This window comes from Paractinoplanes toevensis (assembly GCF_018332695.1).
Classification (GTDB): Bacteria; Actinomycetota; Actinomycetes; order Mycobacteriales; family Micromonosporaceae; genus Actinoplanes; species Actinoplanes toevensis.
Window position 1 is genome coordinate 135,107 of the sequence record NZ_BOQN01000051.1, and the last position, 21,258, is coordinate 156,364.

Genomic DNA, 21,258 nt, shown 5'->3' on the forward strand with positions numbered 1-21,258 from the left:
GAACACGACTTAGACGTGTGAATGTGTCGATGATTCGGGCCTTGCCCGCCGTGGGAATTCTGATCGCTGCTCTGGGGGTGCCCGGTGTCAGCTCCGCCGCCGAGGAGAAACCCGCTGCCGGGGCCGGTTATACCGTGACGCTGCTGACCGGGGACGTGGTCACCGTGCGCAGCTCGGCGAGCGGGTGTGCGGCCGTCACCGTGCGGCCCGTCGCGAAGAGCGGCATCATGCACCGGTCCTGCACGCCGGACGGGCACGTGCACGTCGTGCCGGGGCGGGTCGCGCCGATGATCGGTAAGCAGCTCGATCCCGCGCTGTTCGACGTTACCGCTCTGATCAACGACGGCTATGACGACGCTCGGTCGCGGGACCTGCCGCTGATCGTGCGGCCCGGCGGATCGGTGGCCCGGATCGCGGGTGACCCGCTCACCGCCGGCCTGACCGGGGCCCGTGCGCTGCCGAGCATCGCGGCGGTGGCCGGCCGCCGCGCCAAGTCGGCCGGGCCGGCGTTGCTCGCGTCGCTGGCCGGTCGTGCGGACGTGGCCCGCTCGGCGGCGGGCTCGGCGCCCAAGATCTGGCTCGACCGCCGCGTGCGGGCCACCCTTGCGCCCGACACGAGCGACCGGCTCGACGCCAACCTCCGGCAGATCGCCGCGCCGCAGGCCTGGGCCGCGGGCTGGACCGGCCGGAACACCACCGTCGCGGTGCTGGACACCGGCGTCGACGCCACCCACCCGGACCTGGCCGGGCAGATCGCCGAGAAGATGGACTTCACGGTCGAGGGCGGGGACGCGACCGACCACTTCGGGCACGGCACCCACGTGGCCGCGACGATCGCCGGCACCGGGGCGGCCTCGCACGGCGCGCGTCGCGGTGTCGCTCCGGGCGCTCGGCTCGCCGTCGGCAAGGTGCTCGACGACTTCGGGTTCGGGACGGACGCGCAGGTCATCGCGGGCATGGAGTGGGCCGCGAGCCGCGCCGCGGTGGTGAACATGAGCCTCGGCGGGTTCGAGCCCAGCGACGGCACCGATCCGCTGTCGCTCGCGGTGGACGCGCTGAGCGAGCAGACCGGGGCGCTGTTCGTGGTCGCGGCCGGCAACGACGGGCCGGTGGACGGCACGGTGTCCGCGCCGGGTGCGGCGGCCGACGCGCTGACCGTCGGCGCGGTCGACCGCCACGACGTGGTGGCCGAGTTCTCCAGCCGCGGCCCGCTGGTCAACACGCACGCCGGCAAGCCGGAGATCGCCGCGCCGGGCGTGGACATCGTCGCGGCCCGCGCGGCCGGCACCACCATGGGCACGGCGATCGACGCGAACTACGTGGCCTCCTCGGGCACGTCGATGGCCACCCCGCAGGTGGCCGGGGCCGCCGCGGTTCTCGCGCAGCGCCACCCCGATTGGAAGGGCGCCCAGCTCAAGGCGGCGCTGGTCGGGGCCGCGGATCCGGTTCCGGCTTTTGACGCGTACGCCGTGGGCGCCGGCCGCCTCGACGTGGCGCGGCCGCTGGCCGGGGTGGTGTCGGCCCCGGATCTGGGCTGGACCAACACCGGCACCGCGCCGGTCACGATCAAGGCCGAGGTGACCGCAACCGACCATAATGGAGCCGCTGCCCCGGCCGGTGCGGTCACCCTGTCGGCCGGCACGCTGCGGCTGGCCCCGGGCGCCACCGGCCGCCTGACGTTGAAGATCGACAAGACGGCGCTGGCCCCCGGCTTCTGGACGGCCCTGGTGAGCACCGCGACGACGCGTACACCGGTGACCTTCTACGTCGAACCGCCCAGCTACGACCTCACGATCGCGACGAGCGCGATCCCCGGCACGCCGGACGGGGCACTCGGCTGGGCGTCGGTGCAGGTGGTCAACATCGATGACCCGGCCGTGTTCGCCACCGGCGTCTACGGCGACCCCGGCGACACGCTGACCGTGCGGGTCCCGGCCGGCCGGTACAGCGTGATGGCCGCGTTCGACGCGTTCACCGACGACTTCTCCGACGAGCGGGCCGCCATGGCCGGTGACCCGGACGTCGTGATCGACGCCGACACGACCGTGAAGTTCGACCTGTCGAAGGCCACTCGGCTGGCCGCGAGCGTCGACGGCGTGACGACCGGGACGAGCTCGCTCGGCCTGACCTACCTGCAGACCGGGCGGCGCGGCCCGACCTGGTCGGACTTCGCCTTCCTGTGGGGCGAACCGGCCAAGGCGGGCAACGTCTACGTGCTGCCGAGCGACGGCGCCGGGGTGGGCGACTTCCGCGTCTATTCGGCGTTCGGGCTGGACGCGCCGGGCCGCCACTACGACCTGATCCGCCCGTCCGACCGCCTGCCCGCCGATCCCGCCTATCGGGTGACCGCGGCCGAGCAGGCCCGCCTGGCCCGGATCGACCAGCACTTCCACCGCCTGGACATGCCGGACGCGGTGACCGGCCACAAGCGTTACGGCCTGAGCCCGGACGGTGCCTTCCTGGCCGAGAACACCACCTATGACGTCAGCGGGGACCGCACCGACTACGTGACGCCCGGGTACGGCTGGATCGACGAGGCGTTCTGGAACGACACGGTGACCCAGGAGGGAATCGGTCACTACGCGCCGGGCAGCCGGCAGGCGAAGACGTGGGTCCGGCAGCCGCTGCGGTCCGACTGGTTCGACGATCCGGCCGGCTCGACCAGCGGATGCGTGCCCGCCGCCCCGAGCCGCACCAGCGGCAACATCCACGTCGAACTGGTCACCCTGACCGACCAGCACCAGCGGTTCGACTGCCTGGCGGGCGGTTTCGGCCTCGACCTCGACCGCACGCTCACGCTGACCCGGAACGGTCAGACCGTCGGCACCGCCACCGATTCGATCGCCGACTTCGCGGTGCCGAGGAGCGTGGCGGACTACCGGCTGACCTACGACGTCGACGCGAGCCGGGCGATCCCGCTGTCGACCCGCATCTCGACGGCGTGGACGTTCCGGTCGGCCGGCCCGTCCGGCACCGGCACCGCTCCCCTGCCGCTGCTCGCGGTCGATTACCAACTGCCGCTGGACGCGGCCAACCAACCCCTGCCGTCCGGTGCGGCGACGTTCGTGGTCCGGCAGGCCCATGGCGTACGCCCGCAGCAGGTCACCGGATTCACGGTCGCGACGTCGGTCGACGGCGGTGCGACGTGGCAGCCCGCGGTGGTGTCCAAGACCGGCTCGGACACGTTCCGGGCCGGCCTGCCGAAACCGGCCGAGGGCGGCACCGTCTCGCTGCGGGTGACCGCTACCGGCGCCGCCGGCAGCGGAATCGAACAGACGATCATCGACGCGTACTGAGGACCACCGGGCGGGTGGCGTGCCACCCGCCCGGTTACTCAGCCGGTCTTCAGCAGGCCCCCGGCCTGCCAGGTGCTCCACGGCAGGTTCCAGTCGCCGTACCCGTCCCAGCTGGGCATGGTCGGCCCGCCGGTGCCGGTGAAGACGGTGACGTCGCCGACCTGGGCGAAGTTGAAGTAGCGCTGGGCGTCGGCCACGGTGAGGTTGGTGCAGCCGTGTGAGGTGCTGCGCTGCCCGATGTTGCCGCCGTTCCAGCTGGCCGCGTGGACGAACTCGCCGGAGTTGGTGATCCGCACCGACCAGGGCACCTTCAGGTCGTAGCCGGCGCCGGTCATGCGCTGGACCCGGTCCTTCTCCATCACGACCTTGACGCCGCTGAACGTGGGTGTGCTCGCCTTGCCGAGCGAGACCGGGAAATTGAACACCTGCTTGCCGTCCGAGGTGACGACCATCCGCTTCGTCTTGCCGTCGACCTTGCTGATGTTGGCCGCGCCGGTGGACATGTCGAGGGTCAGGCTGTTGTCGTAGACCAGTCCGGTTCCGGCTGGCTGTTCCTTGACGGCCAGATCCATATGGATCTTGGCGTGGGCCGGCCAGTACTTCTCGGTGCGGTAGTGGGCCTCCAGGGGATACCCGCGGTAGATCGCGGAGTTCTGGAAGAACCAGGCGCCCTGTGCCGGCGCGCCGTTGACGGTGACCGTGGTCGCCGCGGCGAAGGCGTGCGCATCGGTGATCTTGGCGGACAGGTAGGCGATGATCGGCATGCCCACGCCCCAGGTGGATCCGTCCCCCTCCAGCAACCGGACGTGCACCGGCTTCCCGGTCACCGCCGGCGACGTGGAGGCCGAGGGGCCGGTCGACGCCGGGCCGGCCGACGACGACGGCCCGCCCTGCCAGGCGCCTTCGGACGACGATCCGTCGCAGGCCGCCACCAGGGCGAGCGTCACCCCGAGCACCGTCGCTCCGGCCGCGGATCGCCACGAACGAGAAAATCTCATGCTGCGACGATGCTCCCAACCGGGCTCGGCCGCCACCCGGGGTGCAAGTCTGCTAATACGAATTACTTGCCTGCTAATACCTATTAGTCCTTGACTCTCGCCGATCCTCCACCCCACGATGTGATCCGCACGTAACTAATGCGTATCACCACTGCAAAAGAGGGGTCGAACGGTGTCGAGACGCGTGACCCAGCAGGACATCGCCCGGATGACCGGAGTCAGCCAGGCCACGGTGTCGCTGGTGCTCAACGGGCGGGACGACGGCGACGTGCGGATCGCGCCGGAGACCCGCGAACGGGTGCTGGAGGCCATTCGCAGCACCGGCTACGTGGCCGACCCGATCGCCCGGCGGCTGGCCGCCCGGCACAACCGGATTCTCGGCGTCTTCACCTACGAGTCGGTGTTCCCGGCCGGGATGGGCGACTTCTACCACCCGTTCCTGGTCGGCATCGAGGAATGCGCCGAGTCGGTCGGCTGCGACCTGCTGCTGTTCACCAGCGCCCCGGTCGTCGACGGCCGGCGCCGCATCTTCCACCAGGACAACCGGCTGCGGCTGGCCGACGGGTGCATCCTGCTCGGTCAGTGGCTCGACCCGGCCGAGCTGGCCCGGCTGCTCGAGGAGGGCCAGCCGTTCGTCAGCGTCGGCCGCCGCGACGACGCCGGCGGGCCGGTCCCCTACGTCGGTGCCGACTACCCCGGCGCGACCGCGGCCCAGGTGCGGGCGGCCGTCGAGCTCGGCCACCGGCGGCTGGTCTACGTGGGCGAGGGCGACACCGGCCCCGAGTCGCACGCCGATCGCTGGCGTGGCTTCGTCCAGGCGGCCGGCACCGACGGCATCCGCCTGGCGAGGCCCGACCTCGACGCCATCATCATCGACGAAAGGACCTGCGTGTTCGTGGAGGAGTTCGCCGACGGGGTAGCACTGGCGGCGCACGCGGCCGAGCGCGGTCTCCGCGTACCGGAGGATCTGTCGTTCGTGGCCCTGGGCGATCCGACCCGGAGCGCGCCGACCGACCTCGATTTCACCGGTTTCCGGATCCCGCGGCGGGAGATGGGCTGGCAGGCGGTCGAGGTGCTGTCGGCGATCCTTGAAGGCCGGCCGAGTCAGCAGCGCATTCTGCCGTGCGAACCGGTGGCCGGCAGCACGCTGGCGGTGGCCCGTGCGTGAGCTGCGGGCCGACGTGGTCGTCATCGGCGGCGGGCTGGGCGGGGTGGCGGCCGCGCTGGCCGCGTTGCGGGCCGGGCGGTCGGTGCTGCTGACCGAGGAGTTCGCGTGGCTCGGCGGCCAGCTGACCAGCCAGGCGGTGCCGCCGGACGAGCACAGCTGGGTCGAGCAGTTCGGGATCACGGCCAGTTACCGTTCGTTGCGCGACGGAATCCGCGCCTACTACCGCCGGCACTATCCGCTGACCACGCGGGCCCGGCTCGACCGCACCCTCAATCCGGGTGCCGGTCATGTGAGCCGGCTGTGTCACGAGCCTCGGGTCGCGGTCGCGGTGATCGAGGCGATGCTGGCGCCCCACCGGTCGTCGGGCCGGCTCACCGTGCTCCAGCCGGCGACTCCGGTGTCCGCCTCGGTGGACGGCGATCGCGTCACGTCGGTGACAGTTTCCACCGAATCCGGCGAGATAACCCTCATCGGGGCGTACCTCCTGGACGCCACCGAGACCGGCGAGCTGTTGCCGCTGACCGGAACGGAGTATGTGACCGGCTTCGAGTCCGCGGAGGAGACCGGTGAGCCGAGCGCCCCGGACCGCGCCGACCCGGCGAACATGCAGGCGTTCTCGGTGTGCTTCGCGGTCGATCACGTCGACGGCGACCACACGATCGACCGGCCGCTGGAGTACGCCTTCTGGCGCGACTACCAGCCGTCGTTCTGGGGAGCGAAGATGCTCTCCTGGCAGACGCCGAACCCGCGCACGCTCGAACTGTCCACCCGCAGCTTCACCCCCAACCCGGGCGACGACCCCTGGCTGGTGCAGGCCGACCAGCGCCGCAACCCGGGCGACGGCAACCTGTGGACGTTCCGCCGCATCGCGGCCCGGCGCAACTTCACCGACGGCGCCTACGAGAGCGACATCTGCCTGGTCAACTGGCCGATGATCGACTACTTCGAGGCGCCGATCGTCGACGTGCCGGACGCCGCCACGCACATCGAACGGGCGCGAGGCCTGTCGAAGAGCGTCCTGTACTGGCTGCAGACCGAGGCACCCCGGGCGGACGGCGGCACCGGCTTCCCCGGGCTGCGGCTGCGCGGCGACGTGACCGGCAGCGACGACGGCTTGGCGATGGCGCCGTACATCCGGGAAGGGCGCCGGATCCGGGCCGAGTACACGGTCGTCGAGCAGGACCTCTCGCTGGCCGTCCGCGGGGACAAGGGCGCGGTGTCGCATCCCGACTCGATCGGGGTCGGCATGTACCGCATCGACCTGCACCCGTCGACCGGCGGCGACAACTACATCGACGTGGGCTCCTGCCCGTTCGAGATCCCGCTCGGCGCGCTCCTGCCGCAGCGGGTGGAAAACCTCCTCCCGGCCGGCAAGAACATCGGCACCACCCACATCACCAACGGATCCCACCGGCTGCACCCGGTCGAGTGGAACGTCGGCGAGGTGGCGGGCGCGCTCGCCGCCTTCTGCCTGGACCGCGGCTGCTCCCCGCGCGCGGTCCGCCACAACCCGGCCCTGCTGGCCGATTTTCAGCAACGCCTGAGCACCGACGGCGTCGAGCTGCGCTGGCCCGACATCAGCGGTTACTGAAAGGACATCCCCCATGAAGCTGAGGGCGGCCATCGCCTCGATAGTCCTGCTCGGTTCGGTCGCGGCCTGCGGCGGCGGCGACTCCTCGTCCGACGGTCCGGTCACCTTGCGGATGACCACCTGGTCCGCGAACGAGGCCCACGTCCAGCTGTTCAACCAGATCGCGGCCGACTACACCACGGCCCATCCGGACGTCACGGTCAAGTTCGACGCCTTGCCGGTCGACACGTACACCACGACGCTGACCACCCAGATCGCCGGCGGCAACGCGCCCGACCTGGCCTGGATCCTGGAGGGCTCGGCGCCCGACTTCGTGTCGTCCGGCGCGCTCGCCCCGGTCGACGACGCGATCGAGAACCCGGCCGAGCTCGCGCCGAGCGCCACCGCGCTGTGGAAGCAGGACGGCAAGCTCATCGCGTATCCGTTCTCCACCTCGCCGTTCGGGGTCTTCGTCAACACCGATCTGCTCGCGAAGGCCGGCCAGCAGTTGCCCACCGGCACCGACTGGACCTGGGACAACGCGATCGCGGTGGCCGCCGCGACGGCCGCCAAGACCGGCAAGCAGGGCCTGGTGCCGCGCGACTTCGACTACAAGGACTGGACGAACCTCGCGCCGGTCTTCGACGGCTGGGGCGCCCAGGCGTGGTCCGCCGACGGCAAGACCTGCGGCTTCGACCAGCAGCCGATGGTCGACGCGATGACCTTCATCCACCAGGCGATCTTCACGAAGAAGGCGATCCCCGGCCCCGGCGTCGCGGCCGACTTCTTCGCCGGCGAATCGGCCATGACGATCACCCAGATCTCCCGGGCCTCGCTGCTCAAGGACGGCAAGTTCAAGTGGGCGCTCGTCCCGCTGCCGACCGGGCCGAAGGGCAAGTACTCGGTCATCGGCCAGGGCGGGGTCGGCGTCATGAAGCAGGGCAAGCATGTCGACGCGGCCAAGGACTTCCTGAAGTTCTTCACCAACGACGCCAACTCGGCCAAGCTCGCCCAGTTCTTCCCGCCGCCGCGCACCCCGCAGCTCACCGCGGACACCCTGGCCAAGTCCAACCCGCTGCTCAGCAAGGAACAACTGCAGAGCGTGGTGATCGACGGCATCTCGAACGGCGTGGTCAAGCCCAGTCACGCCGACAACGCCCAGATCAGCCAGGCGGTGCGGTCGGCCCTCGACCCGATGTGGAAGGCCGACGCGGACGTGCCCGCGGTCCTGAAGAGCGTGTGCACGGCGATCCAGCCGGTGCTGGCTAAATGACAAAGGCAACAAGACGACAGGACCGGCTGACGGCGTACGCGTTCATCGCGCCCCAGCTGGCCGGCACGGTCGCCTTCGTTCTCGTTCCACTCGTGCTGGTCTTCTGGTACAGCCTGCACGAGTGGAACGTGCTCGCCAACACGTTCACCTTCACCGGCGCCGACAACTACCGGCAACTCGCCGACGACCCGAACGTGCCGAAGGTGCTGCTGGCCACGCTGTTCTTCTCGGCCGGCCTGGTCGTGGTCAACCTCAGCCTGGCGCTGCTGCTGGCCGTGCTGCTCAACCAGAAACTGCGCGGCACCACCGTCTTCCGGGTCCTGTTCTTCTCCCCCGTGGTGGTGTCGCTGGTCGCCTGGACCATCGTGTGGCGGTTCATGCTGCAGGACAACGGCGGCATCAACGCGTTCCTGGACGCCGCCGGTGTCGACGGCCCGAACTGGCTGCGTTCCGGCGGCACCGCGATGGCCGCCGTGATCGTGGTCCAGGTGATCAAGAACGTCGGCCTGAACATGGTGCTGTTCCTGGCCGCCCTCCAGGGCGTACCGCAGGAGCTGTACGAGGCGGCGCGCACCGACGGCGCCAACGCGTGGACCGTGTTCCGCCGCATCACGCTGCCGCTGATCAGCCCGACCATCCTGCTCACCTCGATCATCACGGTGGTCGGGTCGCTGCAGGTCTTCGCGCAGATCGCGGTGCTCACCGAGGGCGGGCCGGGCACCTCCACCACGGTGCTCGTCTACTACCTGTACCAGCAGGCGTTCCAGTTCCACGCGTTCGGCTACGGCGCCACCCTGTCCGTGCTGCTGTTCCTGATCGTGCTCGCGCTGACCCTGTTCCAGTGGCAGCTTCGCAAGAGGTGGGTCTTCCATGAGTCGTAAGGGCAAGACCTTTCTGTACGGCGTACTCCTGCTGTTGTGTGTGCCCTTCGTCTTTCCGACCTGGTGGATGGTGACCAGTTCGCTGAAGCCGAACGCCGACATCTTCGGCCGCAGCCTGTGGCCCAGCCACGTGTCGTTCGCGGCCTGGCACGACGTGTTCACCATGCAGCCGTTCGCACGGCAGTACTTCAACAGCGCCTACATCGCCGTCGTGGTCACCCTGGGCACGCTGGTGATGGCGTCGATGGCCGGGTACGCCTTCGCGCGGATCCGGTTCCGCGGCCAGAACGCGCTGTTCCTGGTCGTGCTGACCGGCCTGCTGATCCCCAGCGAGGTGACCATCGTCCCGCTGTTCCGCATCTTCAACTCGCTCGGGCTGATCGACACCCACTGGCCGCTCATCCTGGTGCCGATCTTCGGCGCGCCCAGCGTGCTGGCCACCTTCATCATGCGGCAGTTCTTCATCACGCTGCCGGCCGAACTGGAGGAGGCGGCCCGGATGGACGGCCTGAGCCGGGCCGCCATCTTCCGCCGGATCGCCCTGCCGCTGGCCCGCCCGGCCCTCGGCGCTGTCGCCATCTTCACGTTCCTGACCAGCTGGAACCTCTACCTGGAACCGATCGTCTACCTCTCCAGCAAGTCGATGTTCACGCTCCCCCAGGCGCTGACCCAGTTCACCGACCCGTACCAGGGCCAGCTCTGGAACGTCCAGCTGTCCGCGGCATCGATGACGGCCATCCCGGTGCTGATCGTCTTCGTGCTGGCCCAACGCCAGTTCATCGAGGGTCTGGCGCACACCGGTCTGAAGGGCTGAGCCCGGTGCGGTCGTTGGCCCGGTCCAGCCGCCGCATGACCGGGGTGGCGGTCACCCCGTGCAGCACCACGGAGACCAGCACCACGAAACCGATCGTGGCCCAGACCAGGTCGGCGCGGGGAAAGTCGGCCTGGGTCAGCGCGTAGGCCAGATAGTAGAAGGACCCGATCCCCCGGATGCCGAAGGCCGCGATCACCCAGTGCTCCGCCCGGCGGCCGGGCGCACCGCGCAACGACAGAAAACCCGACAGCGGGCGTACGACGAAGATCAGTACCAGTCCGACCAGGGCCGCGGGCCACGTCAGCGGTGCCAGCAGGCCACCCACCACGGCACCGCCGAACAGCAACAGCAGCAGCACGGTCAGCAGCCGCTCGGTCTGCTCGGCGAAGTCGTGCAGCACCTGGTGATACTCGTGCGAGCTCTCCGCCGCCCGGATCGTCCGCGCGGCCACGAACACCGCCAGGAAGCCGTACCCGTGGGCCACCTCGGCCACCCCGTAGGCCAGCATCGTGGCGGCCAGGGCGAGAAAGCCCTCCGCGTGCCGGGACAGGCGCAGCGACTCCTTGCGGGCCCGGAAGAACAGCCGGCCCAGCAGCTTTCCGACGAGGACCCCGCCGACGACCCCGACCGTGACCTTGAGAAGGACGTCCCGCAACGCCCACTCGCCGATCCAGCCGAGACCCGTGCTGCCGGCCATGGCGATCGCCGCGTACACGAAGGGAAAGGCCAGGCCATCGTTCAGCCCGGCCTCGGAGGTGAGGGCGAACCGCACCTCGTCCTCCGAGTCCTCCTCGTCGGTCGGCTCGCCGACCTGCACGTCCGCGGCCAGCACCGGGTCGGTCGGGGCGAGAGCGGCACCCAGCAGGAGCGCCGTCGCCGGCACCAGACCGGCCCACCACCAGCCGAGCAGCGCCATCGCGGCAATCGTCACCGGCATGGCGACCACCAGCAGACGCCAGGTGGATGCCCACGCCCGCCGGCCCCACGGCCGGTCGATCTTGAGCCCGGCCCCCATCAGCGCGACGATCACGCCGAGCTCGGTCAGGTGCTCGGTGAGCTCGGGATGGGCCAGCGGGTCGGCGTCCGGCAACCCGATCGGCAACCCGAAGACCAGCATGCCGAGTCCGAGGAAAACGATCGGCATGGACAGCGGCCGGCGCTCCAGCACCCGCGGGAGGATCCCGGCCAGCAGGGCACCGACCCCGACGACCGCGAAGATTACGTCAGACGTCTGCACGGCCTCTCTCGTGCCCGGCCGGACACGATCCATGCAGCTCGCGGTCGGTCGATGTGGTTCGGGCCGGCCGCGCCGAGGCTCACCGGAAGCCGGGGGCGCCGTCCTCGCGGAGCGGCCCGAAGGACCAGCCGGAGACGTCCTCGAGGCGGCCGCGCCAGTAGTGGCCGCGCGCCGGAACCGGCTCCGGCAGGAAGGTCCGGGCGTGGCGGAGGTGGATGAAGGCCGGCGGCTGGTTCAGCTCCCAGCGCTGATCGGCGGTGAGCTCCGAGTCGTCCTTGTCCATGAGGGCCACGTGCTCGTCGCGGGACTCCTTCATGAGCGAGGCGAAGTACGCCACGTGGGACTCCTCGCCGAACAGCGTGGTCTGCTCGTCGAACCACTGCCAGTGCGGGATGATCTCGCCGGAGACCATCGTGCCGCGAACGCTCAGCGACACCCAGATCCCGCCGTCGACGGCCTCCTTGCGGGAGTTCAGCGCGTCGACCATCAAGCCGAGCACCCGGTCCGGTGCTGATTCCCGGATTTCCTTCGCCTGTACGGTCACGTCGCCCCCGTTCCGATGGACCCTTCTCCGACCACCCTAGGCTCCCCTAAGACCGGATATGTCGGATTCGCCGAACGCCGTACACAATCGAAGTTTGTGAATGTAGTTGGTGTTATCCGGGGGCGCGCCCGGCGTCTACTACCAGGAAAGGACTCTGTCCTCTCATATGGGAGCGCTCCCAAAGGAAGGTCCACATGTCCCCATCACGATCACGGAAATGGCTGACCTCAGCCGCGGCCGGTGTCCTCGTCCTCGCCGGGCTGGTTGCCACCAGCCGCCCGGCCGGCGCGGCCACCGTCGCGGCCTTCCCCGGCGCGTCCGGCCCGGCCATGTACGCCACCGGCGGCCGGGGCGGCGACGTCTACCACGTCACCAACCTCACCGACAACGCCACCGGCCCGGCGGCCGGCTCACTGCGGTACGGCATCAACAACGCGCCCGGCACCGGGCGGACCATCGTCTTCGACGTCGCCGGCACCATCCGGCTCTCCCCGGCGGGCCGGCAGGGCTGGCTGACGATCAACGCGAGCAACCTGACCATCGCCGGCCAGACCGCGCCCCGCCCGGGCGTCACGATCATGGGCCAGGCCACCAAGGTGACCGGTAAGAACGTCGTCATCCGGCACGTGAAGTTCCGCCCCGGCAAGGACCAGGCCAACCCGGAGACCGCCACCAACGACGGCATCTGGATCACCGGCGACAACGTCATCGTCGACCACGTCTCGGTCAGCTGGCACGACGACGAGGGCATCAGCACCAGCGACGCGGCTGGGCAGGTGTCGGTGCAGTACGCGATCGTCTCCGACGGGCTGAACTACAAGGGCCACAGTTACGGCGCGCTCGTCGGCAGCGACGTGACCGGGTCGAACATCGCCTACCACCACAACCTGTTCGCCCACCACCTCAGTCGCCTGCCCCGGCTCGGCAACGAGACCGGCGCGGTCAACTACGTGGAGTGGAGCAACAACGTCGTCTTCGAGGGCAAGGGGTACAGCGGCGACAACCAGCTCGCCAACGCCAACTTCGTCGGCAACACCTACCTGCGGCAGAACACGAGCAGCCCCGAGGTCTACACCGGGGCGACCGGCACCAGCGCCTACCTCTCGGGCAACCGGGCCGACTACGACGGCGACGCCAACCTGACCGACGGAGTGGGCATCGCCTGGGACCGGTTCACCGGCATCCCGACCCACCGGTCGACCCGCTTCGACGTGCCCGGCATGACCACCGAGTCGGCGGCCGCGGCGCTGCCCGGGGTGCTGAACCAGGCCGGCGCGTTCTGGTGGGCACGCGACGCCGTCGACACCCGGGTCGTCAGCGAGACCCGCTCGACCAGCGGCGGGATAATCAAAAACGCCAACGCCACCGAGTGGAACGCGCTCTGGAACGCGGCGGCGGTGAGCGCCCCGAGCGGCTGGGACACCGACCGGGACGGCATGCCCGACGCCTGGGAGAAGGCGTCCGGCCTGAACCCGAGCGCCGACGACCACAACGGTGACGCGGACGGCGACGGCTACCGCAACATCGAGGAGTACCTGGATTACGCGTCCCTGGGCAGCCCGCCGCTTCGGAGCGCGCGATGAGGCGGCCATCCGTACTTGCCGCCGTCGCGGCCGCCGCCACTGTCGCATCCGTCGCCGTTGCCGTTGCCGCCAACGCCGAGGCCGCCGGCTGCCAGGTGACCTACCAGGTCGGCTCGCAGTGGACCGGCGGCTTCACGGCCGCCATCACCATCAGGAACCTGGGCGATCCGATCAACGGCTGGCAGCTCGGCTGGACCTTCCCGGCCGGGCAGACCATCACCCAGTCCTGGGGCTTCACCGCCAGCCCGGCCTCGGGCGCGGTCGTAGCCACCAATGCCGACTACACCGCCGCCATCGGCACCGACGCGGCCATCGATGTCGGCTTCAACGGCACCTGGACCGGAACCAACCCGATGCCGACCGCCTTCACCCTCAACGGCACGGCCTGCGCGGGCACAGCGACACCGACCACGGCGCCGACCACCACCGCGCCACCGACGACCGCCCCGCCGACCACCGCGCCCACCACCGCGGTGCCGACCACCGCGCCGACGACCGCGCCCAGCACCGTTCCGCCGCCCTCCGGACCGGTCAAGGCGTTCCCCAGCGCGGTCGGTGTCGGGGCGGCGGCGACCGGCGGGCGGGGCGGCACCGTCTATCACGTGACCAACCTGAACGACTCCGGCTCCGGGTCCTTCCGGGACGCGGTCAGCGCGAACGGCCGGATCGTGGTCTTCGACGTCGGCGGTTACATCAAGCTGTCCTCGACCGTGCTCGTGAAGAGCAACATCACCATCGCCGGGCAGACCGCGCCGGGCGGTGGCATCGGTGTCCAGGGCGGCGAGGTGTCGTTCAACAGTGGCACCAACGTGATCGTCCGGAACTTCCGGTTCCGGATGGGCACCGAGGACGCGGACCAGAAGAACAACGGCATCAACTGGCTGGACGCCAGCAACCTGATCTTCGACCACGTCTCGATCGAGTTCGGCGCGTGGAACAACATCGACGCCGTCCGGGCCTCGAACATCACCGTGCAGTACTCGATCGACGCGAACCCGATCGGCCAGCAGTTCGGCGCGCACACCGAGACCGGCCCCTACACCTGGTGGCGCAACCTCTGGGCCAACTCGCACAACCGCAACCCGCTGGCCAAGGCCAACACGCAGTTCGTGAACAACATCGTCTACAACTACCAGGCCGGTTACACCGCCGGTAACTCCAGCGGGCACTTCCTGCACGACGTGGTCGGCAACTACTTCGTCACCGGCCCGCGCACCACCAGCGCGTCCAACTACTACTACCAAACCGGCAACCAGCAGATCTACAACGCCGAGAACTGGGTCGACAGCAACCGGGACGGTGCGCTGAACGGCTCGGCCGCCGTCGTCCGCGGTGGCGCCACCGAGCTGACCGCACCCTTCTCGGCCGACACCGCGAAGATCCCCACCCTCGGCGCCGCGGCCGGTTACGCCGACGTTATCGCCAAGGCCGGCGCCCTGCCGCGCGACGACGTCGACAAGCTCGTCGTCGCCGATGTGACCTCGCTCGGCACCAAGGGTGACCTGTGGAGCAGCCAGACCGCCACCGGACTGGCCAACAACGGTTACGGCACGCTCGCCGCCGGCACCGCCAAGGCCGACACCGACCGGGACGGCATGCCGGACGCGTGGGAGACGAAGTACGGCCTGAACCCGTCGGTCAACGACGCCGGCGGCGATTTCGATAAGACCGGCTACACGAACGTCGAGAAGTACGTCAACGGGCTGCTCGACAACCAATATCCGTAGCGCTCGGCGCCCCTGGACCCCGCCCGGGTTCAGGGGCCAGCCCTCTGGATCAGGCGATGAGCAGGTCGGTGACGGCGCCGTCCCGGACGGTGAAACGCTGGTCGAGGTCGACGACGCTGCCGGGAAAGTCACCCTCCAGTCGCATCGACACGATCCAGCGGTCGTCGCCCTCACGGCGGACACCGGTCACCTCCGTCGTATATGTGTAGGCCGCGGCCACCTGCTCCCGCCAGGCGCGGATGGCCGCGCGGCCGGAATGCGTCCGCCCCTCGTCGGTCACCGTGGCGTCCGGGGCGAAGACCCCGGCGACGGCGTCGGGGGCGCCGGCCGCGGCCAGGTAGGTGCGAACGGGTTCGGGAAGGGAGTTCATGTCGTCCATGTGTCGAGCGTGGGCCTTCCCCGAGGGGGAGGGTCAAGGACTGGACTCTCCCCCTGGGGGAGGGTGAAGGATCAGGTCATGCCCACGTTGTTGGCGGTCGGCGAGTTCGCCCAACTCACCCATCTGAGCATCCGCACCCTGCGGCGCTATCACGACTCCGGCCTGCTCACCCCGGCGCACGTCGACGACGCCACCGGCTACCGCTATTACGAGCCCGCCCAGATCCCGACCGCTCAGGTCATCCACCGGCTCCGCGAGCTCGATCTGCCCCTGGCCGAGGTCCGCCAGGTCCTGGCCAGCCCCGACCCGGCGCAGCGGGCCGACGTCATCGCCACCCACCTGCACCGCCTCGAGGAGCAGCTGGAGCGCACCCGGCAAGCGGTGGCCTCGTTGCAGCAACTCCTCCAGCCGCAGCCGGCACCGATGGCCGTCGAGCTGCGCCAGGTGCCGGAGCACACGGTCGCCGCGATCGAGGCCACCGTCGCCCGAGACGACGTGCTGAGTTGGTATTCGGGGGCAATGGCCGAGCTCGACGCCGCGGTCCCCGCGCCGGCCGGTCCGCCGGGCGGCGCCTACGACAACGAGTTGTTCACCCACGGGCGCGGCCACGTGCTGGTCTATCTGCCGTCGGCCGAGCCACCCACCGGCGGGCGGGTGCGGCCCACCCGGCTGCCCGCCGCCGAGCTGGCGGTGACCACCCATGCGGGCTCGCACGAGACGATCGAGGTCACCTACGGGCGGCTCGGCCGCTGGGTCGCCGAGCACTCCCTCGCCGTCGCCGGCCCGGTCCGCGAGCACTACCTGTGCGGCCCCCGCGACACCGCCGACGCCGCGTCCTGGCGCACCGAGATAGCCTGGCCGACCTTCGCGGTCGCCAGGTGACGGGAGGCCGCCTATACCCCGGGTTATAGACCGTTTTCCGCCTGCCGGCAGATCCGCCGGCGGCCCGCCCGCTGCCAGACTTTCCAGCATGAACAGCATGGAGAACCTGGAGATCACTCCGGTCCGCCGAACGCCCGTCTGGCTGCGCCGCCTGCTGATCGGCGCTTCCTGCCTGCCGCTCGCGGCACTCAGCGTGCTGCACTCGATGGGCCGCTCCGACGACTTCGGCGTGCTCGGAAAGTGGTATGTGATGGTGCCCCTGACCGTCGCCGGCCTCTTCGCCTGGGGCCTCATCGAGAAGACGGTCGAGCGCACCGTTCCTAAGACCGATAGCCCTGAGTGAAGCGGGAGCTGCCGAGGCCGAGCAGTTCCTCGTCAGGCACCAGGGGCGCGAGGCCGGGGTCGTCGGGCAGCGAAATGCTGGTGCGCAGGCGGATGTCGCGGGACGAGGCGCCCACCTCGATGACGAACTCGCCGCCCTCCAGGCGCCAGGCGCCGAACCGGCCGTCGCCACGGTCGGCGGCGACATCCCAGTAGGAGAAGTCGCGGCCGACCAGGTCGAAGGTGACTCGGGTGCTCTCGCCGGGCGCCAGCGCGATCTTCTCGAAGCCGCGTAGTTCGCGCACCGGGCGGCGGACCGCGGCGTCCGGGTCGCCGACGTAGAGCTGGACGACCTCGCGACCGGAGACCGCACCGGTGTTCGTGACCGTGCAGGAAACCCGGGTGTCGCCGGAGACTTCGAGGTCCGTGTATTCGAACGTGGTGTAGGACAGGCCGTGGCCGAACGGGTAGCGCACGTCCCGGCGCAGCGCGTCGTACCACCGGTAGCCGATGAACACCCCTTCCCCGTAGAGCACCGTGCCCCGCTCCCCCGTCCAGGTCACGTAACCGGGGGTGTCCTCGACCGCCAGTGGGAACGTCTCGGCGACCTTGCCGGACGGGTTCACCCGGCCCAGCAGCACGTCGACGACGGCACCGGCGCCGGCCTGACCGGGCAGCCAGGCCTCGACGATGGCATCGACCCGGTCGTGCCACGGGTCCATGGTCACGGCCGCCCCGTTGGACAGCACCACGACGAGCGCGGCACCGGTCCGCTCGCGCAGGTCGGCCAGCCGGCCGATGAGCGCGACCTGATCGTTGGGCAGCGCCAGGGTGGTCCGGTCGTCGGCCTCCTGCTCGAAGGCGAGCGGCAGCCCGGCGAAGACGACGATCGTCGAGGCGTTCGAGGCGACCGTGACGGCGTCGTCGATGAGCTGGGCGGCCCGGGCCGAGAGCGGGCCGGCGGCGACGCGTTCGGCCGCGGCGGCCAGCCGCAGGGCGCGGGCGAGGGTGGCCGAACGGCGGGCCGGTCCGGTGCCGTCGTCGACGAACGCGGCGTCGTGCGCGGCCAGATAGGCGTCGAGGTCGTCCTGGTAAGCGTCCTTCGGCGTGTGCACGTAGCCGGGGGCGTAGACGACGTCGCCGAGCAGGTCGAGCGCGTTGTCGACGCGGGTGGGGTCGACCCCGGAGGATCCGCCGCCCTGGATGCGGGCGTGCGCAGCGAACGCGCCGATGACGGCGACCCGGCCGGTGTCGGCCAGTGGCAGCACCGAACGCGAGTTGCGCAGCAGCGTCACGCAACCGGCGGCGGCCTCCCGGGCCAGCTCGTGGTGCTCGTCGGCGCGCAGCAGGGCGAGCTGCTCGCCGGACAGCCGCCGGCCGGGGGTGACGCCGAGGTCGATGACCGGGCCGTTCACCAGGTCGGGGCCGGGGTAGGTGCGGGCGACCAGGTCGAGCACCCGGCGGGCCGCCGCGTCGACGACGCTCTCGTCGATCTCGCCGGATCGGACGGCGGCCACGATCTCCGCGTCGGTCTTCCCGCCGGTGCCGGGCATCTCCAGGTCGAGGCCGGCGGCCAGCGCGCACACCCGGTGGTGCACCGCGTTCCAGTCGGAGACGACCAGGCCCCGGTATCCCCATTCGTCGCGCAGCACCTCGGTGAGCAGCCAGCGGTTCTCCGAGGCGTGCACGCCGTGCAGCCGGTTGTAGGAGCACATGACCGTCCACGGGTCGGCGGTCGTCACGACCCGCTCGAACGCGGCCAGGTAAATCTCGCGCAGCGTTCGCTCGTCGGCCTCGACCGAGATGCGGGTCCGCTCGATCTCCTGGTTGTTGGCCGCGAAGTGCTTCAGCGAAGAGCCGACCCCCACCGATTGAACACCCATGACGTACGCGGCACCGAGCTCACCGGAGTGCATCGGGTCCTCGCCGAAGTACTCGAAGTTGCGCCCGCACAGCGGCGACCGCTTCATGTTGACCCCGGGCCCGAGCACGACCTGAACTCCCTCGGCACGGGCCTCCTCGCCGATCGCGACCGCCACCCGCCGGACCAGGTCGCGGTCCCAGGAGGCGCCCATCGCGGACGCGGTCGGGAACCCGGTGGCGGGCACCCACACCATGTCGATGCCGGTCTCCTTGCGCAGCCCGTGCGGGCCGTCGCCGACCTCGATGGCCGGAATGCCGAGCCGGTCGATGGTCTCGGTGTACCAGTCGTCGTGGCCGGAGAGCAGGGACGCCTTCTCCGCCAGGGTCAGAGCAGAGATGTCGAAGTTCATCGGGAGTCCTTCAGGTGGTGAGGAAGTCGTGCGGGTGGTCGTCACGCACCCGGGTGAGCAGGTCGGGGCCGATGTCGATGCCGCCTTCGGCGAGGGCGTCGAGCACGACACCGCTGAGCGGGGAGGCATCGGCGACCACGACCCGCGCGGCCGGAGCGACCCGCCCCAGCGAAGCGGTGAGCGCGTTGCGCATGGCCGGGTGCTCCGAGGTGGCGACCGATCCGTTGAGCAGCACCGGCAGTTCGCCGGACGCGAGCTCGACACCGGCCCGCCGGGCACACCAGTCCGCGTACCGGACGAAGGCCTCGGACTGCGTCTCGACGATGTCGCGGGCGACCGGGTCGCCTGCCTCCGCCGCGCCGAGCACGAGCCGGGCGGCCTTCCAGAGATCGGTCGCGGGGCGCGCACCGAAGCGGCGGGTGAACTCGTGGCGCAGCTCCCAGCCGTCGGCGACCGCGTAGAAGGAGCACATCGACTCGGTGAGAGCCGTGGGTGGGCCGATGCCCATCCACGCCTGGCAGACCGCTCGCAGGGCCGCGTTGCCGAGCCCGCCGCCGCCGAGGTGGTCGAAGACGAAGAAGCCGGAGTGCTCCTCGCGGCCGTCCTTGGCCCGGGCGGCGACGGCGGGGCCGGTGCCGACGGTGATCGACACGGCGATGCCGGACCCGTCGAGCAGCCGCAGGGAGGCGTACGCGTCGTTCTTCACGCTCCAGCGGCGCATCTCGCCGAGCCGTTCCCGGATGTGGGAATCCCAGAAGGACGCGTCCTCGGGGTAGTCGACGCCGGCGATCCGGAACGCCGCCGAGGTGACGTCCCCGGCGGTGATTCCGGCGCCGGCCAACGCCAGCGACACGGCGCTGAAGACCGACTCGATCGCCTCGTCCACCGAGAATGCCCCGTACATGTCGCCGTTTCCGCCGCGGCCGCGGCCCAGGACGGCGCCCTCGGCGTCGGTGACGAGGGCGACCGTCTTGGAGTTTCCGGCGTCGACCGCCAGATACGCCCGGCTCACTTGAGCAGACGCTCCGGGAGGTACGCGCGGTGGGCGTACGCCATCTCGTCGTAAAGCTCTTCGGCGACGGCCAGGGTGGGCACCATCGGGTTGGCCGCGAGGGCCCGGATACCGTCGGCCCGGTCGCCCTTCCAGGCGGCCTCGGCCGCCAGGTACTGGAACTCGGCCAGCTGCTGGACCAGGCCGCGGACCGCGTGCGGCAACGGTTTCTGCGGCAGCGGGCGGACGCCCTGCCCGTCGACCGTGCACCACATCTCGACGACGACGTCCTCGTCGAAGCCGGGCAGCGCTCCCCCGATGTTCGGCAGGTTGACCGGCAGCTTGGCGCTCCTGTCGTTGTAGTAGGCGCTCATCACGTCGATCGCCAGCTCGAGTTCATGGATGCCACCGCGGGATCGTGCCGGGTCCAGGGCGGGGACCTCGACCTGGGTCTGCTCCTCGTAGTGCTGCCAGTAGCCGGGCAGCGCGGCGAGCAGGTCCTCGGCCCGGGTGGTGCGGGCGCCCTGCAGCTCGCGCAGCACCTCCTCGCGGAAGTAGTAGTACTGGAAGTAGTCGGCCGGCACCGACCGCATGGTCACCGCGAGCCGCAGCATCCGCTTGGCGTGCACGCTGAGTGTCGGGTCGTCCCTGCGGGCCGCCCAGGCCGCGTCGAGCAGCGGCATGAGGTCCTGGCCCTCGTAGGTGTGCTCGTAGGACCAGATGTTGTGGTTGACGCCGGCCATCACGATGTCGGCCTTGGCCGGGTCGAGACCGGCCGCGTGCAGCACGGTCTTAGGGAAGACGATGGGTCCCTCGCACATCGACCAGATCGTGCGGTCGGTGAACCGGGTGACCGCCTGGGACACGATGTTCACCGGGTTGGTGTAATTGAAGATCACCGCGTTCGGTGCGACCGCGTCGAGGTCGCGGATGATGTCCTCGTAGATGTGGATCGAGCGCAGCGCCATGAAGAAGCCGCCCGGTCCCTGTGTCTCCTGGCCGATCACGCCGTGCTTGAGCGGGATGCGCTCGTCCAGGGCGCGGGCGGCGAAGTCACCGGGGCGGAAACTGGCGAGGACGGCGTCGGCGTCGGTCAGGGCGGCCCGGCGATCGGTGGTCGACGAGATCTTGATGTCCAGGCCTTCCGCCGCCGCGATCTTCCGGGCGATGGTCTCGACGGCGTGCAGCCGGTCCGGGTTGACGTCCTGGATGACGATCTCCGAGCCGTCGAATTCCTTGCCGTGGGCCAGGATGGACGCCATGGTCCCGGCACCGCGGGAGGATCCGCCGCCGATGTAGACCAGCTTGATGGCTGCCATTC

General features: G+C 70.4%; 17 protein-coding genes. 10 read left to right on the forward strand and 7 right to left on the reverse strand.

What is annotated here, in order from left to right; translation table 11 throughout:
* Positions 1–50 precede the first annotated feature (50 nt).
* On the forward strand, positions 51–3,296 hold the full coding sequence (locus tag Ato02nite_RS19630; RefSeq protein ID WP_246607216.1) for a S8 family serine peptidase: 3,246 nt from the start codon (positions 51–53) through the stop codon (positions 3,294–3,296).
* Between the two features lie 38 nt (positions 3,297–3,334).
* Here the strand turns inward: Ato02nite_RS19630 and Ato02nite_RS19635 are convergent, their stop codons facing one another.
* Positions 3,335–4,294, reverse strand: coding sequence for a L,D-transpeptidase (locus Ato02nite_RS19635; protein ID WP_213008020.1), 960 nt, complete (start codon positions 4,292–4,294; stop codon positions 3,335–3,337).
* 172 nt (positions 4,295–4,466) lie between these two features.
* Between Ato02nite_RS19635 and Ato02nite_RS19640 the strand changes: the two genes are divergently transcribed.
* Genes Ato02nite_RS19640 through Ato02nite_RS19660 form a run of 5 tightly spaced genes read left to right on the forward strand, consistent with a single transcriptional unit; the run spans position 4,467 to position 10,000 of the window.
* Positions 4,467–5,462 carry a LacI family DNA-binding transcriptional regulator gene (locus tag Ato02nite_RS19640; protein WP_246607209.1) on the forward strand — a complete coding sequence of 332 codons (996 nt, stop codon included), beginning with the start codon at positions 4,467–4,469 and terminating at the stop codon, positions 5,460–5,462.
* Positions 5,455–7,053 carry an FAD-dependent oxidoreductase gene (locus Ato02nite_RS19645; protein WP_213008021.1) on the forward strand — a complete coding sequence of 533 codons (1,599 nt, stop codon included), beginning with the start codon at positions 5,455–5,457 and terminating at the stop codon, positions 7,051–7,053. Before Ato02nite_RS19640 ends, Ato02nite_RS19645 begins: the two co-directional genes overlap by 8 nt.
* 13 nt (positions 7,054–7,066) lie before the next feature.
* Positions 7,067–8,305 (forward strand): ABC transporter substrate-binding protein, encoded by a 1,239-nt coding sequence (locus tag Ato02nite_RS19650; protein ID WP_213008022.1) that lies wholly within the window; start codon positions 7,067–7,069, stop codon positions 8,303–8,305.
* A complete protein-coding gene (locus Ato02nite_RS19655) occupies positions 8,302–9,186 on the forward strand; it encodes a carbohydrate ABC transporter permease (RefSeq protein WP_213008023.1) in 885 nt (294 codons plus the stop codon). The genes Ato02nite_RS19650 and Ato02nite_RS19655 overlap by 4 nt, the downstream gene beginning before the upstream one ends.
* Positions 9,176–10,000 carry a carbohydrate ABC transporter permease gene (locus tag Ato02nite_RS19660; RefSeq protein WP_213008024.1) on the forward strand — a complete coding sequence of 275 codons (825 nt, stop codon included), beginning with the start codon at positions 9,176–9,178 and terminating at the stop codon, positions 9,998–10,000. The genes Ato02nite_RS19655 and Ato02nite_RS19660 overlap by 11 nt, the downstream gene beginning before the upstream one ends.
* Here Ato02nite_RS19660 and Ato02nite_RS19665 read toward each other — a convergent pair.
* Positions 9,963–11,237, reverse strand: coding sequence for a cation:proton antiporter (locus tag Ato02nite_RS19665; protein ID WP_213008025.1), 1,275 nt, complete (start codon positions 11,235–11,237; stop codon positions 9,963–9,965). The two genes, Ato02nite_RS19660 and Ato02nite_RS19665, sit on opposite strands and share 38 nt — an antisense overlap.
* Positions 11,238–11,316: 79 nt before the next feature.
* Positions 11,317–11,781 (reverse strand): GvpU-like protein, encoded by a 465-nt coding sequence (locus tag Ato02nite_RS19670; protein WP_213008026.1) that lies wholly within the window; start codon positions 11,779–11,781, stop codon positions 11,317–11,319.
* A 194-nt stretch (positions 11,782–11,975) separates the two neighbouring features.
* Here Ato02nite_RS19670 and Ato02nite_RS19675 point away from each other — a divergent pair, with 194 nt between their 5' ends.
* Positions 11,976–13,364, forward strand: a complete 1,389-nt coding sequence (locus Ato02nite_RS19675) for a hypothetical protein (protein ID WP_213008027.1) — start codon at positions 11,976–11,978, stop codon at positions 13,362–13,364.
* Complete coding sequence (locus Ato02nite_RS19680; RefSeq protein WP_213008028.1) at positions 13,361–15,091, forward strand: cellulose-binding domain-containing protein; 1,731 nt, start codon at positions 13,361–13,363, stop codon at positions 15,089–15,091. The genes Ato02nite_RS19675 and Ato02nite_RS19680 overlap by 4 nt, the downstream gene beginning before the upstream one ends.
* Positions 15,092–15,140: 49 nt before the next feature.
* Here Ato02nite_RS19680 and Ato02nite_RS19685 read toward each other — a convergent pair whose 3' ends face one another.
* Positions 15,141–15,470, reverse strand: a complete 330-nt coding sequence (locus Ato02nite_RS19685; RefSeq protein ID WP_213008029.1) for a nuclear transport factor 2 family protein — start codon at positions 15,468–15,470, stop codon at positions 15,141–15,143.
* A gap of 78 nt (positions 15,471–15,548) precedes the next feature.
* Between Ato02nite_RS19685 and Ato02nite_RS19690 the strand changes: the two genes are divergently transcribed.
* Together Ato02nite_RS19690 and Ato02nite_RS19695 are read left to right on the forward strand one after the other, a co-directional pair.
* Positions 15,549–16,352: a MerR family transcriptional regulator gene (locus tag Ato02nite_RS19690; RefSeq protein WP_213008030.1), complete on the forward strand. Its 804-nt coding sequence runs from the start codon at positions 15,549–15,551 to the stop codon at positions 16,350–16,352.
* A gap of 88 nt (positions 16,353–16,440) precedes the next feature.
* Positions 16,441–16,695: a hypothetical protein gene (locus Ato02nite_RS19695; protein ID WP_213008031.1), complete on the forward strand. Its 255-nt coding sequence runs from the start codon at positions 16,441–16,443 to the stop codon at positions 16,693–16,695.
* Here Ato02nite_RS19695 and Ato02nite_RS19700 read toward each other — a convergent pair.
* From Ato02nite_RS19700 to Ato02nite_RS19710, 3 genes are read right to left on the reverse strand one after another with little or no spacing between them, the layout of a single operon-like run.
* Positions 16,673–18,946, reverse strand: coding sequence for a beta-glucosidase family protein (locus tag Ato02nite_RS19700; protein WP_213008032.1), 2,274 nt, complete (start codon positions 18,944–18,946; stop codon positions 16,673–16,675). The genes Ato02nite_RS19695 and Ato02nite_RS19700 overlap by 23 nt on opposite strands.
* A 10-nt stretch (positions 18,947–18,956) precedes the next feature.
* Positions 18,957–19,958 carry an N-acetylglucosamine kinase gene (locus Ato02nite_RS19705; RefSeq protein WP_213008033.1) on the reverse strand — a complete coding sequence of 334 codons (1,002 nt, stop codon included), beginning with the start codon at positions 19,956–19,958 and terminating at the stop codon, positions 18,957–18,959.
* Positions 19,955–21,256 (reverse strand): family 4 glycosyl hydrolase, encoded by a 1,302-nt coding sequence (locus Ato02nite_RS19710; RefSeq protein ID WP_213008034.1) that lies wholly within the window; start codon positions 21,254–21,256, stop codon positions 19,955–19,957. The genes Ato02nite_RS19705 and Ato02nite_RS19710 overlap by 4 nt, the downstream gene beginning before the upstream one ends.
* Between the last annotated feature and the right edge of the window lie 2 nt (positions 21,257–21,258).

What these genes read in the sequence shown, in the direction of transcription:
- Ato02nite_RS19685 (WP_213008029.1), bottom strand. Translation starts at nt 15,470, where the DNA reads ATGGACGACATGAACTCCCTTCCCGAACCCGTTCGCACCTACCTGGCC.
- Ato02nite_RS19650 (WP_213008022.1), top strand. Translation starts at nt 7,067, where the DNA reads ATGAAGCTGAGGGCGGCCATCGCCTCGATAGTCCTGCTCGGTTCGGTC.
- Ato02nite_RS19710 (WP_213008034.1), bottom strand. Translation starts at nt 21,256, where the DNA reads ATGGCAGCCATCAAGCTGGTCTACATCGGCGGCGGATCCTCCCGCGGT.
- Ato02nite_RS19675 (WP_213008027.1), top strand. Translation starts at nt 11,976, where the DNA reads ATGTCCCCATCACGATCACGGAAATGGCTGACCTCAGCCGCGGCCGGT.
- Ato02nite_RS19690 (WP_213008030.1), top strand. Translation starts at nt 15,549, where the DNA reads ATGCCCACGTTGTTGGCGGTCGGCGAGTTCGCCCAACTCACCCATCTG.
- Ato02nite_RS19655 (WP_213008023.1), top strand. Translation starts at nt 8,302, where the DNA reads ATGACAAAGGCAACAAGACGACAGGACCGGCTGACGGCGTACGCGTTC.
- Ato02nite_RS19660 (WP_213008024.1), top strand. Translation starts at nt 9,176, where the DNA reads ATGAGTCGTAAGGGCAAGACCTTTCTGTACGGCGTACTCCTGCTGTTG.
- Ato02nite_RS19635 (WP_213008020.1), bottom strand. Translation starts at nt 4,294, where the DNA reads ATGAGATTTTCTCGTTCGTGGCGATCCGCGGCCGGAGCGACGGTGCTC.
- Ato02nite_RS19695 (WP_213008031.1), top strand. Translation starts at nt 16,441, where the DNA reads ATGAACAGCATGGAGAACCTGGAGATCACTCCGGTCCGCCGAACGCCC.
- Ato02nite_RS19700 (WP_213008032.1), bottom strand. Translation starts at nt 18,946, where the DNA reads ATGAACTTCGACATCTCTGCTCTGACCCTGGCGGAGAAGGCGTCCCTG.
- Ato02nite_RS19680 (WP_213008028.1), top strand. Translation starts at nt 13,361, where the DNA reads ATGAGGCGGCCATCCGTACTTGCCGCCGTCGCGGCCGCCGCCACTGTC.